The sequence below is a fragment of the Pseudomonas sp. PAMC 25886 genome (genome assembly GCF_000242655.1).
In the GTDB taxonomy this organism is placed as follows: Bacteria; Pseudomonadota; Gammaproteobacteria; order Pseudomonadales; family Pseudomonadaceae; genus Aquipseudomonas.
On sequence record NZ_AHHC01000050.1, the window covers coordinates 266,720 to 279,342 of the forward strand.

The window sequence follows — 12,623 nt, forward strand, 5'->3', positions numbered from 1 at the left end:
CGGCTAAACCCCAAGCCTTTTGCCAAACAGCCGATTTTCATGGCTCTCATTCTGGAACGTGTAAATCGGCGCACCCAGCAGTTCATAACCTCGGCGCGGATAAAACCCCAGGGCCCGCTCGTTGCCAATCCACACCGTCGCCCATAACAACGACGCACCGCCCTCCCCGGCACGCTGTTCCGCCGCTTGCAGCAAGCGGTAGCCGAGGCCCAGGCCGGTAAACCGTTCCTGGATGTACAGCCGCTGCAACTCGGCGGCGTTCGGAGTCGAGATCAGCGCATGGCCCGTATCCATCGCCACCTGGGCAAACCCCACCAGATGCGCGTTGGACTCAGCGACGATAATCGCCGTGCCCGGCTGGGCAATCAGCGCGGCGATCGCCTGGGGCGAAAACGCTTGCAGCGCCTCGGCGGCGATTGAATCGCGAATGCCTTCGGTGGCGTAGGTGTCGAGAAACACCTGCATGCCCAGCACGCCAAGGCATAACGCGTCTTCAGGCCGCGCAGCGCGGATAAGCATGTCAGGGAGCATTCGATAGGCGCTCTTTAATTCAGGTAGGGCAACGTTTTAACACAACTGCACATCTCTGCAATTGCCAGCCGGAATTCGCCCCAGTAGGGTTATCGCTTCCCCCGCCAACAGGAGCCACCATGACCTGGTTTTCAGACCCCGACGCTGTTGCCCGCTACGCCGAAGGCCCGGTGAGGCTGGTGCCGGGTTTCGAGTCGCTGCAACGCATGACCACCCTGCTGCTGCGCGAAAGCGTCCCGGCCACCGGCCATGTCTTGGTGCTGGGTGCGGGTGGCGGGCTGGAGTTGAAGGCGTTTGCCGACAGCCAGCCCCAGTGGCAGTTTGTGGGCGTGGACCCGTCTGCCGAGATGCTGAAACTGGCCGAAGCCACGTTGGGCCCGTTGATGACGCGGGTGCAGTTGCATGAGGGTTATATTCATACCGCACCCGAAGGTCCGTTTGATGCTGCTACCTGCCTGCTGACCCTGCATTTCATCCCGGCCGAAGAGCGCCTGCAAACCTTGAAAGCACTATGGCGACGCTTGCTGCCGGGGGCACCGCTGATTGCAGCGCATCACAGCTTCCCGCAGGCCTCGCCAGAGGAAAAAGCCCGCTGGCTGAAGCGGTATGCGGCCTATGCGGTGGATTCCGGCGTACCGGCCGAAGATGCCCAGCGGGCGATTACCGCGATCAGCAGCCATTTGCCGGTGCTGTCGCCCGAGGACGATGAGGCACTGCTGCGGGCGGCAGGTTTTGAAGGTGTCGAGCTGTTCTATGCGGGTTTCAGCTTCAAGGGGTGGATTGCCTACAAACCCGCCTAGGTTCCGGGGGGAGTTTCACCAACTCCCCGACGCCCCACCCCCACCGCTGGAACCGCCACCACCCGATGAACTGCTGCTGGAGCTGGAGCTTGAACTGGAGGAACTCGAACTCCCGCCCGAACCCGAGCCCGAACCCGACCCGTCGCTAATGCCATGGGCAAAGATGAACAGCGCGGCGAACGACGCAAAGGGGAACGCCAGCAGCCATCCGGTGGCGCCCTTGTCGATCAAGGTGCCGGCCACCCCATACACCACCAGCACTGCCACCAGCCGCGCGATAAAGCCAACCTGGCTCTCTTGCCACATGCCCTTCATCACCAGGAACAGGCCGAAGTACAGGCCCAGAATCACCAGCCCGCCCATGGGATAGGCCAGCCAGTGAATCAGGGACAGGTCGCGCACAAAGTGGTCGGTCAGCAGCACGCCGGCGATATAGCCCAGCAGCGCCAGCACCGCATAAAACGCCGCCCGCGCCTGCCACAACGCGCCGAACGTGGCGCCGCCGATCAACATGCACAAGGGCAGCAACAGCAGGTACACCGGCCAGTCTTTGCCGCCCGCCACCGCGACCAGCGCCACGGTGACAATCACCACCGCCATCAGCGCCCGGCGCCAAGGGAGTTTTTCAGCGCCCATCAGCACGCCGACCACCCCGCCAAACATAAACGCCAGAAGCACCGCATATGCTTCAGGAGGAAAACCGGCCTTGGCCACGTCGGGCAAGTTGCCGCCGTCCACCAACACCGTCAGGTCATCCACGGCTTGCTGGACGCCACCCGCATAATCGCCCTGGCGAAAGGCCGGGGTGATGTGTTCTTCGATAATGCGGTGGGCCAGCAGGTCGGTGACCACGCCTTCCAGGCCGTAGCCGACTTCGATGCGCACCTTGCGGTCGTCCTTCGCCACCAGCAGCAGGATGCCGTCGTTGATGTCCTTGCGCCCCAGTTTCCAAGCGCGGAACAGTTGGTTGGCGAAGTCCTCGATGCTTGCCTCGCCGGTGCTCGGCAACAGCATCACCGCCACCTGGGCGCCCTTGCGTTGCTCAAGGCCGGCGAGTTGCCCGGTCATGCGGGATTGGCTGGCGGCGTCGAGGGTGTTGGTCAGGTCGATCACCCGCTGGTCCAGGGGGACCGTGACCAGCCCAGGGGGCGCGGTATCGGCCAACACCTGCGTGCCGGAAAAAATCACCAGCAACCCCAGGACACACTGCCGTAGGAACACCATCATGTTTTGTTACCTGAAGTTTCATCCTGAATGGGCCGACTTTACCCTATCGACGCGATAAACAGGTGACCCGACGCCATCGACTATCTAGACTCACGTCACCGCCCGTATCAACACGAGAAACCCATGGAGCTTCAGCAACGCAACAACGTCAGGGTACTTGGCGACGGTCCATCGACGCTGGTGTTCTCCCATGGCTTCGGCTGTGATCAAACCATGTGGAGTTATCTGTTTCATCACTTCACCGGGCGCTTCCGGGTCGTGCTGTACGACCTGGTGGGTGCGGGGCAGTCCGACCTGGGCGCGTACGACGCGGAAAAATACAGCTCGCTGGCCGGCTACGCCCGCGACCTGGGCGAAATCATTGAGGAATACGCCATTGGCCCGGTCATTCTGGTGGGGCACTCCGTCAGCGCCATGATCGGTGCGCTGGCCGACCGTCAGTCCCCCGGGAAAGTCGCCGCTCATGTGATGATCGGCCCGTCGCCCTGCTATATCGACTCGGGTGCCTATACGGGCGGGTTCACCCTCGACGACATCCATTCGTTGCTCGATACCCTCGACAGCAATTACCTCGGCTGGTCCAGCACCATGGCGCCGGTGATCATGGGCGCCCCCGGGCAACCGGCCCTCGGTGAAGAACTGACCAACAGCTTCTGCCGCACCGAGCCTGAAATCGCCAAGCGCTTCGCCCGAGTGACCTTCCTGTCGGACAACCGCCAGGACATCGCCGGCCTGATGACCCCCACACTGATTTTGCAGTCCACCGACGACTTGATCGCACCGGTCTGTGTGGGCGAGTACCTGCACACCGCAATGCCTACCAGCACCTACTGCCTGGTGGACAACGTGGGCCACTGCCCGCACATGAGTGCACCCGGCGCCTGTTCGGCGGCCATGGACAGTTTCCTGTTGCCATGGGTGGGCGCCGATGCCAGCCGATGACCTGTCACTGCCGGACGCCCAGCGCCTGTTCGACGGCGCGCCCTGCGCACTGGTGGTCACCCGGGAAGACGGCACGATCGAGCAGGCCAACCAGTGCTTCAGCGACTGGACCGGCTTCAGTGCCGGCGAATTGAAGGGTCGGCGGTTTCAGGACTTGCTGACGATGGGCGGGCGAATCTTCCATCAGACCCATCTCGCCCCGCTGATGAAAATGCAAGGTTCCATCGCCGAAGTAAAACTCGACCTGCTGCACCGCGACCGGCACACCGTCACGGTGCTGCTCAACGGCGTGCGGCATGAACAGGCGGGCACGGTCTACAACGAGTTGGCCCTGTTCGGTACCACCGACCGTGACAAGTATGAGCGTGAACTGCTCAACGCCCGCAAACTGGCCGAAGCCTTGCTGCTGGAAAAGACCGCCGCCGAAATGGCGCTGCAGCAGGCTCAGGCCGAACTGAACAACGCCTATGAAATTGCCCAGCGCCGGGCATTGTTTGCCGAGCAGATGGTGGCGATCGTCAGCCATGACCTGAAAAACCCACTCACCGCGATCAAAATGGCCTCGGAAATCCTCGCCCGCGGCGAACGCAGCCCCAAGGAGCGCCAACTGCTGGGGCATATCGGCCAGTCCAGCGACCGGGCACAGCGGATGATCGCCGACCTGCTGGACTTCACCCTGGCCAGAGTCGGCCAGGGCATCGGCATTAGCCCGGTGGTCATCGACCTGCACACGGTCACCCGGGACAGCCTCGATGAGTTGCGGGTGGCCTTCCCCCAGGCAACCCTGAACCATCAGGCCACCGGCAGCGCCAATGCCTTCCTGGATGCCGACCGCGTCCAGCAAATCATCGGCAACCTGGTGGCGAACAGCGTGGCATACGGCGACCTGCAACACCCGATAACGGTCACCTCGCACCAGGACGAGCAAGAAAGCAGGTTGTCGGTGCATAACCAGGGCGCGGTCATTCCTGAAGCGTTGATTGCCGTACTGTTCGAACCCATGACCCGTGGCGCCGACCAGGACAGTGAGGTGCGCAGCGTAGGCCTGGGGCTGTTCATCGTGCGGGAAATCGCCCAGGCCCATGGGGGTGATGTTTCGGTGAGTTCAAGCCTGGGCCGGGGCACAACCTTCAGCGTGCACTTTCCATTGCGCACCCCATAACCGCATCCTCGACAATGCCGTGGAGAATGGTTTGCACGGCTCCCGTCAATACCACCCCGCCGTGCCCGGCCCAGTGCACCGTCAACGTACCGCCGTCGCATTGCACGTCGACGGTGTGATCCAGCAACCCGCGACGAATCCCGTTGACCACTGCGCCACAACAGCAAGAGCCCGAGCCCTGCGGAATGCCGCCGCCACGTTCCCAGATGCGCAGGCGAATATGGCCACGGTCCAGCACCTGCACGAAGTGCACATTGGTTTTTTCGGGAAACAGCGGATGGGTTTCGAGCACCGGCCCGATGGCTGCAATGTCGAGGGCCGCCAGATCGTCGACAAAGAACGTGCAGTGCGGGTTGCCCATGCTGCACGCCGCCGGGTCGCCCTCCAGCGGCAAGTGTTCGGTGTTCGTTGCTTGCGCCAGCGGAATGGCTTCCCAGCCCAGTGACGGCGGCCCCATGTCCACCGACACCCGCTGCCCCGATTCGCGCACGCAGGTCAGCAGGCCCCGGTTGGTACGCAGCAGCACGGACGTGGTGCCGGCTTCGCGCATCAGCATGTCTGCCACCCCACGGGTGGCGCTGCCGCAGGTGTCGAGCGGCGTACCATTGGGGTTCCAGAACAGAATGCGGGCGGCGGCGTCAGCGCAATCGAGCACCACGGCCAGTTGATTGAAGCCGATGCCGCGATGGCGATCCCCCAGGCGGCGGGCGACTTCAGACGTTATCGGGTCATGCTGGCCGCGCCGGTCGATCACGATGAAGTCATCACCGTGGGCGTGCATCTTTACGAACTGCAAGGTCATGGGCGTCCTGTTCCAGAGCTGTCTCTGCGCCCAAGCATACGGACGTAATGGGTATTTCATCAAATACCCGGCAAGCTCATGTTAACGTCGCGCGATTGCGCCATGGCCACTCAATCCCCGAGAGAAAGCATGCTACAACGCCCCCTGACAACCGTGGTTCTGGCCGCGCTGCTCGCCTCGTTCGCCCACGCTGCGGTGGCCGCGCCCTCAGTGCTGAGCGCTTGCCAACCCGCCACTTCTAACCCGACCGCCAAATCGCTGCTCGCCGCCGCCCAGCGCCACCTCGGCGACCAGCCCGACGCCCTGCCCCATCTGCACACCGAGGGCACGCTGCCCAACCAGGGCATCCGCGAGCAAAGCATTGCCGCCGAGAAGGACTGGCCGGTGATGCGCCAGGCGGCCCTGGCCTGGCGCCTGAGCCGTGATACGCGCTACCTCAAGCAAGTCGACGACTACCTCAGCGCCTGGGCCAGCACCTATCAGCCGGATTTCAACCCGATCGACGAGACCAACCTCGACATGCTGATGGGTGCCTACGCGCTCACCGCCAGCGACCTTCGCCCCCAGACCCGCGACGCCACCCGCGCGCTGCTGACCAGCCTGGGCAACGGCTACATAGAGCGCATCAAGCAATTCCATGGCGAAAAGAAAGCCACCAACACCAATAACTGGCAAAGCCACCGCGTGAAGCTGGTCACCGTGGCCGCCGCCGCATTGGGCGACCGCGAGATGCTGGAAGAGGCCTTTCGGCTGTTCCAACAACAGATCACCGACAACGTGCTGCCCGACGGCTCGGTCACCGACTTCCAGGACCGTGATGCCCTGCACTACGTGGTCTACGACCTGGAGCCGCTGGTGCAGGCGGCGTTGGCGGCCAAGCCCTACGGCATTGGCGGCAACTGGCTGGACTATGCTGCCGCCCACGGCGGCTCACTGAGCGAAGCACTGGACTGGCTTGCCCCGTATGCCAAGGGCCAGCGCAGCCACGAAGAATTCGTGCACACCCACGTGCAGTTCGACAAAGACCGCGCCCGCGTCGGCGAGCCGGGCTACAGCGGCGAGTGGAACCCGAAAAGCAGCAATACGCTGTACTGGCTGGCGGCGCAGTTGGACGCGCGGTATTTGCCGGTGGCCGAACAGCTCGCGCCCAAACCCTCGGACTGGATCAGCGCTTGTTATTTGAAGTGAGCCGTCCGTTAGACTGAGCCGACTCACTCATTCGAAGGATCGACAATGCTTATCGTATTCAGCGGCCTGCCCGGCACCGGGAAGACCACAATTGCCAAGGCCCTTGCTGTCCAGACCGGTGCTGTTTACCTGCGCATCGACACCATCGAGCAGGCCATCCGGGACGCAGGGGTCCTGGTACAGGGCGTGGGCAGCAGCGGTTATCAGGTGGCCAATGCGCTGGCGTTGAGCAATCTGGCTCTGGGCCAAAGGGTGGTGGTTGATTGCGTGAATCCGGTGGCTGAAAGCCGTCAGGCGTGGCGCGAAACCGCTCTGCGCGCGGGTATGCCGCTGGTGAATATCCAGGTGGTTTGCTCAGACCCACGTGAACACCAACGCCGGGTGGAAACACGCACCGGCGATATTCCCGGGCTCACGCCGCCCACCTGGCAATCCGTATTGGCCCATGAATATGAGCCGTGGCAGGCATCGCCGTTTACCGTCGACACCGCGCACGTGTCGCCCAACGAGGCGCTGACAGTGATCAGCGCGCAGCTCAGGGTTTAGAGCGCACTTTCCATCGCCTTCATCAACACCGGGTCCCGCCCGTAGATATCCGGCGCGTACAGCAATGCGCCCTTGCCATCGACCTGCACCGTCCAATACCCCAACAACACCGGTACCGGCGTGGCGAGCCGGAACTCGTGGGTGGTTTCTGTCGCCAGCAGTTCTTCGGTGCGGATCTTCTCTGCCGGGCTCACCAGCAAGTCCCGCAGTTGCAGCGGCTGTTCAACCCTCACACACCCGGAACTGAAGGCCCGTGGCCCCTTGGAGAACAGTGGCTGGCTCGGGGTGTCGTGCAGGTACACCGAATACGGGTTGGGAAAGCGCAGCACGATCCGGCCCAACGGGTTGCGCGGGCCGGCGCCCTGGCGCAGCAGGATGTTGCCGGGGCGCGACCAGTCGACCTGTTCCGGCGCCAGCGGGTTGCCCTGGCTGTCGAGCACCTGCAGGTTCTGTTGACGCAGGTATTCGGGGTTCAGGCGGATCGCCGGCAGCTTGTCCTCGCGCATGATGGTGGGCGGGATGGTCCAGGTGGGGTTCAGGGTCAGCCGGGTGATGCGCGACTTCAGCAGCGGCGTCTGGCGGTCGGCGCGGCCGACTTGCAGGCGGGTTTGCCACACCGGCACGCCGCCCTGGTAGAAGCTCAATTGCGCCGCTGCCACGTTGACCAGTACGCCTTCGGGCTCAAAGTCCCGGGACAGCCAGCGAAACCGTTCAAGGTTGATGCGCAACTGTTCGCGGCGAATCGCCGGGCTGATGTTCAGCTCGGTGACGGTACCGGGCCCGATCACGCCATCGGCTTGCAGGGAGTGGCTCAGCTGGAAGGTCTTGACCGCGTTCACCAGTTCACCCCGGTACTGCGTACCGGACGAGGTGCTGCTCAGGTAGCCGCCATTGACCATTCGCCGCGCCAGTTGCGGCACCCGCGCATCGTCCATGCCCGGACGCAACAGCGGGCCGCTGGCAACCGCATCCCAATGGGGCAACGGTTGCTGGCGCAGTGCGGCGTAGGCACTGCGCAGGCTGAGGTATAACGGCGCGCTGGGGCGCGCCTGATCGAAGGCTTGGGGAATGTTCTGCAGGCCGGCCTCGGCCATCGCCAGCACCTGGGTGTCGGGGTCCTGGGCCGGTGGTTGCGAGTGCCAGAGGGGTTCGAAGCGCGACTGCTGCAGGCGGCCGAAATGCAGGTCCTGCAGGGCTTGCAGGTATTGCTGGCTGCTGCCGATGTCGATGCACAGCACGTTCCCGGTGGCATCCAGCGGAGGCAGTCTATAGTGAGTCGGATCCAGGCCGTCATCGGCCAGCATCAGCAGTTGGGCTTGCAACGCGGTGCGACGCTCACCCTCCGACCAGAGCACCACGTCGCCCTGCTGCTGATAAAAAGCCTGCAAGCGCGCCAGTGAAGGGGCGTCGACTTGCCCGGCCAGGCCGGGGCAAACCGTCGACAATTGGGAGAGCGCCAGCTGCACCGGGGCCGGCGACACCACCAACAGGTCTTCGGCTGTCGCGACCAGCGGTGCAACGAGCAGGCAAATGCTCAAGTAACATGCGTGTTTTTTGAACAATCGCTTAGCTCCCATCCACGGCGGAGATGCTCTATACATGCTGACCTTTTGCTGCCGACTCGGCCTGATCATCTCGACCTTTGCCTCGCTGAGCACCGTTGCGCTCGCAGACACGGGTAAACCTCATACTCTGTATAGCAGCCTCGCCCACGCGGCTCCAGAACTCAACCCCGCGGTGCTTAAAAGTGCCCTCACGGCAATGCAGTGCGCGGTAGGAAACGGCCTTGAACAGTCCGATCGACTGGCCGTCATCGACTATTCCCAACCATCGACCGCCCGTCGCCTATGGATCTTCGACCTGCGCAAAAAGACGTTAGTGCTGCGGGACCTGGTGGCCCACGGGCAAAAATCCGGGGAAAACTTTGCCACGCAGTTCTCCAACCGCGAGGGCAGCTACCAGTCCAGCATTGGCTTGTTCCGCACTCAGGAGAGCTACGAAGGCGCCCATGGCTACTCATTGCGCATGGACGGCCTGGAGCCGGGGTTCAATGACCGTGCGCGGGACCGCGCCATCGTGATTCATGCCGCCGAGTACGTCAGCCCCTTGTGGAGCAAGCGCGAAGGCCGCATCGGCCGCAGCCAGGGTTGCCCGGCCGTGCGCCCGCAAGTGGCGCGCCAGGTGGTGGATAAGCTCAAGGACGGCCAGTTCATGTTTTCCTGGTACCCCGACCAGCGCTGGCTGAAGTCCTCGGCCTACCTCAACTGCAAACCACGCCAGATGGCGAGTGCCGGCACCGTCAAAGGCGGTTGATGGTCTCGCCGTTGCCGTGCACCATGCGGCTCACGCCACCAGGAACTTCACCGTGTTCCTGGGCTTGATGAGAGAGAGACCCCTAGATGCTTTTACATCAATCCACCTGGATCGAGATTGGTCAGTTTCTGGAACGCAGCCGCAGCATCGTGATTCCCATCGGTTCCAACGAGCAACACGGCCCCACCGGCCTGCTGGGCACCGACTGGATGTGCCCGGAAATCATCGCCCATGAAGCGCAAAAAAACGCCGACATCCTGATCGGCCCGACCTTCAATATCGGCATGGCGCAACACCACCTGGGCTTTCCCGGCACCATATCCCTGCGCCCTTCGACCTTTATCGCGGCGATTGGTGACTGGGTGCGCTCGCTGGCGGGCCACGGTTTCGAAAAGATCCTGTTCCTCAATGGCCATGGCGGCAATATCGCGTCGATCGAAGCGGCGTTCTCCGAGTTGTACGCTGAAGCGAGCTTCACCGGGCGCCCGTCGGGTTATGCGCTGAAGCTGTGCAACTGGTGGGACCTGGAAGGCGTGAACGAACTGGCGCACCAGCAATTTCCGGTCGGCCACGGCAGCCATGCCACGCCGTCGGAGATCGCGGTGACCCAATGGGCCTACCCGCACGCGATCAAATCGGCTGACTACTCGCCGCAAATCGCCAACACGGGCCCGATCCGCGAAGCCCGCGACTTCCGCGCCCGCTTCCCGGATGGCCGCATGGGTTCGGACCCGGCGCTGGCCACCCCGCAAAAAGGCGGTGAGTTGGTGGCATTGGCGGCCAAAGGCCTGGTGAAGGCGGTCGATACGTTCAGCAGCGAGCCAAAGCCGAGCTGAATCACTCGAGTGTAGGCGCTGGCTTGCCAGATGCAGACACCTCGGTGCATCAGATACACCGAGGCGATGCGATCGCTGGCAAGCCAGCTCCTACAGGGTCATGTGTTTACAGGCAATCCCGCGCCGCATGCTCGAAACGCGACGGCTTGAACGGCGACGCCACCGGCTTGCGCTCGTACAGGAACACCTTGCCGCCGTCCTGCGCCTTGTAGACCTCCAGAATGTTGTCTGCGGCAATCTTGCTGCTCACCACGATCCGGGCGTGCCGCGAGTTCCGCGTCACGGTGGCGGTCATCTCGTATTTCTCGAACTTGGGCACCACGCACTGCACATAGGCCTCGGGTTCCTTGGCGGTTTGCAGGGTGAGGGTTGGAGCATTGGGGGCGGACGCACAGCCCGCCATCAAAACAGAAGCAAAAGCCATCGCAGGCACTAACAACACGCGCATAAAAAATCCTGAAAAATAGAAGAAGTGGGCTAACCGGCGGCGACCAACGCCTTGAGCGAGGCATCGAACTGTTTCAATGCATTCGACTGAACGTCGCGCTGCTGCCCAATCTGTGCAGCGATCTGGGGCGCCGTTTTGTCATGTACCCATACAGAAGGCAAGTGCATTTGCATCGAACCTTCGGCTTTGGCGATGTATTGCAGGTCAATGTCATAGAATTTGGCCACAAACCGCGCCTCCACCACGTCATTGCGCTGGGTCAACAACTGGTTGTAGGTGTCGAGCAGCACCACCACATCCGGATGCGCCTGCAAAAGCTCATCAAGGGTGTCGTAACGGGTGACCGAGGCAAAGGTGTGCCGCAGGGACGTCATCAGCCAGTCAATCGCCAGGTCCGGATCGGAGCTGTCGACAAACGCCTGGCGAATCTCCTCGTCCAATTGGCCCTTGGCACCATTGACCGCCATGTCGTGGTAGCGCGCCAGGTACTGCAGGTTATCGAGGGTGTTGTCGCTGTAGAGCACGCCGACCGATTGCGAGTGTTGCAAACTCAGCGGGCTGGCGGCGATGGGCGATAAATGACTGGCTTGCAGGCCCCCGGCCACCGCCGACGCAGCTGCGCCAATCCCGCTCATCAGCAACGCCACCAGGGCCAATCCAGTAAAAGTCCTCATCGCAGGGTCCTTGCACATCATTTCCGATGAGGGCAATTGTCCTCCTTTTCCAGAAAAACAGAACTCGCAATACTTGATGGTGACTATTATCTGGAGCAATAGTGTCGTGCAGGCCGCCCCACACAAAATGATAAGGAATGCCTATGAACCCCCATCAGAAAACCTTCGACCGCATCCGTGAAGCCGTGCTGCCGGAATTTCGCGACCGGGTTGCCGAGTACCTCGTCGATTATGAGGACGTGCTGCTGCACAACGCCGCAGAACCGGAAGTGGTCTACGCCATCGCCCAGCAACTGCGCGGTTACTTGCGCGGTTTGAACACCACCCGGGTGCTGGGCATGGCCGACTGGGAAGACCTTGACCGCCGGGTGGTACAGACATGGCTGGTGTTGCTGGAAGCCGAATAGCCGCGCGCAACGGGCTCAGCGGATATCCACGCGATAACGGAAGTGTTCGGCATGGCCACGGCCGCGTCGCAACTCCAGGGGTTGGCCGGCGTAATCCCGGGCCAGCCGCTCGATCACCATCACCGGGCTGCCCACCGGCACCTGCAGCCAGCGCGCCCACACCTCATCGATGGACTCGGCGGTAAGGGCTTCCTCGGCGGACGCCACGACCTGCCCGCAGACCTCTTCGTAGGTCGGGTACAACAACAAGCCCTGACGCGTCAGGTCGACGTCCAACAGCGCCTGGAAGCGTGCACGCGGCAGCCAGATTTCCTCGGCCAGTACCGGCCCGGTGTCCAGCACGTGCACCCGCACGATGCAAATCACCGGCGCATCCGGCTCCAGCCCCAACACCTCGCTTACCGACAACGGCGCCTTCACCGGCTTGACCGACAGGATCCGGCTCTGTGGCAGCTGGCATTCGCCGCCCGGGCCCTGGAAGCGGAAACACCGGAACAACGACGATTGAAACTTCGGGCGGCGCACAAACGTACCCCGACCTTGTTGGCGTTCCAGGATGCCTTCACCGACCAGCGCCTCGATGGCTTTACGCACGGTGCCGGTGGACAGCTGGTATTGGGTGGACAGCACCGCCTCAGGGGGAATCGCCGCCCCGGCTCGCCAGTGGTTATTGGCAATCTGCTCAATCAGATGATCCCGAAAGCGTTGGTACAGCGGCAGGCGGGAGTCACTCGACAGTATATTCAT

The 12,623-nt window shown here is 62.8% G+C and carries 15 protein-coding genes; 8 read left to right on the forward strand and 7 right to left on the reverse strand.

Annotation, left to right across the window (positions count from 1 at the left end; translation table 11 throughout):
* Positions 1-3 precede the first annotated feature (3 nt).
* Positions 4-531 carry a GNAT family N-acetyltransferase gene (locus tag MUM_RS0116760; RefSeq protein WP_010171811.1) on the reverse strand — a complete coding sequence of 176 codons (528 nt, stop codon included), beginning with the start codon at positions 529-531 and terminating at the stop codon, positions 4-6.
* Between the two features lie 119 nt (positions 532-650).
* On the opposite strand from MUM_RS0116760, the gene MUM_RS0116765 reads away from it, so the two are divergent.
* Positions 651-1,331 carry a class I SAM-dependent methyltransferase gene (locus MUM_RS0116765; protein WP_010171813.1) on the forward strand — a complete coding sequence of 227 codons (681 nt, stop codon included), beginning with the start codon at positions 651-653 and terminating at the stop codon, positions 1,329-1,331.
* A gap of 15 nt (positions 1,332-1,346) precedes the next feature.
* Here the strand turns inward: MUM_RS0116765 and MUM_RS0116770 are convergent, their stop codons facing one another.
* Positions 1,347-2,558, reverse strand: coding sequence for a TPM domain-containing protein (locus tag MUM_RS0116770; RefSeq protein ID WP_010171815.1), 1,212 nt, complete (start codon positions 2,556-2,558; stop codon positions 1,347-1,349).
* Positions 2,559-2,681: 123 nt separating this feature from the next.
* Here MUM_RS0116770 and MUM_RS0116775 point away from each other — a divergent pair, with 123 nt between their 5' ends.
* Both MUM_RS0116775 and MUM_RS0116780 read left to right on the forward strand, forming a co-directional pair.
* Complete coding sequence (locus tag MUM_RS0116775) at positions 2,682-3,500, forward strand: alpha/beta fold hydrolase (RefSeq protein WP_010171818.1); 819 nt, start codon at positions 2,682-2,684, stop codon at positions 3,498-3,500.
* Positions 3,487-4,662 carry a PAS domain-containing sensor histidine kinase gene (locus MUM_RS0116780; RefSeq protein WP_010171819.1) on the forward strand — a complete coding sequence of 392 codons (1,176 nt, stop codon included), beginning with the start codon at positions 3,487-3,489 and terminating at the stop codon, positions 4,660-4,662. Before MUM_RS0116775 ends, MUM_RS0116780 begins: the two co-directional genes overlap by 14 nt.
* Here the strand turns inward: MUM_RS0116780 and dapF are convergent.
* Positions 4,631-5,464, reverse strand: a complete 834-nt coding sequence (dapF, locus tag MUM_RS0116785) for a diaminopimelate epimerase (RefSeq protein WP_010171821.1) — start codon at positions 5,462-5,464, stop codon at positions 4,631-4,633. The two genes, MUM_RS0116780 and dapF, sit on opposite strands and share 32 nt — an antisense overlap.
* 129 nt (positions 5,465-5,593) lie before the next feature.
* Between dapF and MUM_RS0116790 the strand changes: the two genes are divergently transcribed.
* Both MUM_RS0116790 and MUM_RS0116795 read left to right on the forward strand, forming a co-directional pair.
* Positions 5,594-6,652, forward strand: a complete 1,059-nt coding sequence (locus tag MUM_RS0116790) for an alginate lyase family protein (RefSeq protein ID WP_010171822.1) — start codon at positions 5,594-5,596, stop codon at positions 6,650-6,652.
* 45 nt (positions 6,653-6,697) lie between these two features.
* Positions 6,698-7,198: an AAA family ATPase gene (locus MUM_RS0116795; protein WP_010171823.1), complete on the forward strand. Its 501-nt coding sequence runs from the start codon at positions 6,698-6,700 to the stop codon at positions 7,196-7,198.
* On the opposite strand, the gene MUM_RS0116800 is transcribed toward MUM_RS0116795, so the two are convergent.
* On the reverse strand, positions 7,195-8,760 hold the full coding sequence (locus MUM_RS0116800; RefSeq protein WP_010171824.1) for a L,D-transpeptidase family protein: 1,566 nt from the start codon (positions 8,758-8,760) through the stop codon (positions 7,195-7,197). The genes MUM_RS0116795 and MUM_RS0116800 overlap by 4 nt on opposite strands.
* A 37-nt stretch (positions 8,761-8,797) precedes the next feature.
* Between MUM_RS0116800 and MUM_RS0116805 the strand changes: the two genes are divergently transcribed.
* The gene (locus tag MUM_RS0116805; protein ID WP_010171825.1) at positions 8,798-9,511 is read left to right on the forward strand and encodes a murein L,D-transpeptidase catalytic domain family protein; all 714 of its coding nucleotides are present in this window, start codon (positions 8,798-8,800) and stop codon (positions 9,509-9,511) included.
* Positions 9,512-9,597: 86 nt separating this feature from the next.
* The gene (locus MUM_RS0116810) at positions 9,598-10,347 is read left to right on the forward strand and encodes a creatininase family protein (protein ID WP_010171826.1); all 750 of its coding nucleotides are present in this window, start codon (positions 9,598-9,600) and stop codon (positions 10,345-10,347) included.
* 106 nt (positions 10,348-10,453) lie between these two features.
* On the opposite strand, the gene MUM_RS0116815 is transcribed toward MUM_RS0116810, so the two are convergent.
* Together MUM_RS0116815 and MUM_RS0116820 are read right to left on the reverse strand one after the other, a co-directional pair.
* Complete coding sequence (locus tag MUM_RS0116815; RefSeq protein WP_010171827.1) at positions 10,454-10,795, reverse strand: hypothetical protein; 342 nt, start codon at positions 10,793-10,795, stop codon at positions 10,454-10,456.
* 29 nt (positions 10,796-10,824) lie between these two features.
* Positions 10,825-11,469 carry a hypothetical protein gene (locus tag MUM_RS0116820; RefSeq protein ID WP_029615951.1) on the reverse strand — a complete coding sequence of 215 codons (645 nt, stop codon included), beginning with the start codon at positions 11,467-11,469 and terminating at the stop codon, positions 10,825-10,827.
* Positions 11,470-11,612: 143 nt separating this feature from the next.
* On the opposite strand from MUM_RS0116820, the gene MUM_RS0116825 reads away from it, so the two are divergent.
* Positions 11,613-11,876, forward strand: a complete 264-nt coding sequence (locus MUM_RS0116825; RefSeq protein ID WP_010171830.1) for a hypothetical protein — start codon at positions 11,613-11,615, stop codon at positions 11,874-11,876.
* 15 nt (positions 11,877-11,891) lie between these two features.
* Here MUM_RS0116825 and MUM_RS0116830 read toward each other — a convergent pair whose 3' ends face one another.
* Positions 11,892-12,623, reverse strand: a complete 732-nt coding sequence (locus tag MUM_RS0116830; RefSeq protein WP_010171832.1) for a GntR family transcriptional regulator — start codon at positions 12,621-12,623, stop codon at positions 11,892-11,894.

Excerpts from the sequence above, each read along its gene's own strand:
- MUM_RS0116810 (WP_010171826.1), top strand. The coding sequence starts at position 9,598 with ATGCTTTTACATCAATCCACCTGGATCGAGATTGGTCAGTTTCTGGAA.
- MUM_RS0116830 (WP_010171832.1), bottom strand. The coding sequence starts at position 12,623 with ATGAATATACTGTCGAGTGACTCCCGCCTGCCGCTGTACCAACGCTTT.
- dapF (WP_010171821.1), bottom strand. The coding sequence starts at position 5,464 with ATGACCTTGCAGTTCGTAAAGATGCACGCCCACGGTGATGACTTCATC.
- MUM_RS0116815 (WP_010171827.1), bottom strand. The coding sequence starts at position 10,795 with ATGCGCGTGTTGTTAGTGCCTGCGATGGCTTTTGCTTCTGTTTTGATG.
- MUM_RS0116790 (WP_010171822.1), top strand. The coding sequence starts at position 5,594 with ATGCTACAACGCCCCCTGACAACCGTGGTTCTGGCCGCGCTGCTCGCC.
- MUM_RS0116820 (WP_029615951.1), bottom strand. The coding sequence starts at position 11,469 with ATGAGGACTTTTACTGGATTGGCCCTGGTGGCGTTGCTGATGAGCGGG.
- MUM_RS0116795 (WP_010171823.1), top strand. The coding sequence starts at position 6,698 with ATGCTTATCGTATTCAGCGGCCTGCCCGGCACCGGGAAGACCACAATT.
- MUM_RS0116765 (WP_010171813.1), top strand. The coding sequence starts at position 651 with ATGACCTGGTTTTCAGACCCCGACGCTGTTGCCCGCTACGCCGAAGGC.
- MUM_RS0116770 (WP_010171815.1), bottom strand. The coding sequence starts at position 2,558 with ATGATGGTGTTCCTACGGCAGTGTGTCCTGGGGTTGCTGGTGATTTTT.
- MUM_RS0116805 (WP_010171825.1), top strand. The coding sequence starts at position 8,798 with ATGCTGACCTTTTGCTGCCGACTCGGCCTGATCATCTCGACCTTTGCC.
- MUM_RS0116825 (WP_010171830.1), top strand. The coding sequence starts at position 11,613 with ATGAACCCCCATCAGAAAACCTTCGACCGCATCCGTGAAGCCGTGCTG.
- MUM_RS0116775 (WP_010171818.1), top strand. The coding sequence starts at position 2,682 with ATGGAGCTTCAGCAACGCAACAACGTCAGGGTACTTGGCGACGGTCCA.
- MUM_RS0116780 (WP_010171819.1), top strand. The coding sequence starts at position 3,487 with ATGCCAGCCGATGACCTGTCACTGCCGGACGCCCAGCGCCTGTTCGAC.
- MUM_RS0116760 (WP_010171811.1), bottom strand. The coding sequence starts at position 531 with ATGCTCCCTGACATGCTTATCCGCGCTGCGCGGCCTGAAGACGCGTTA.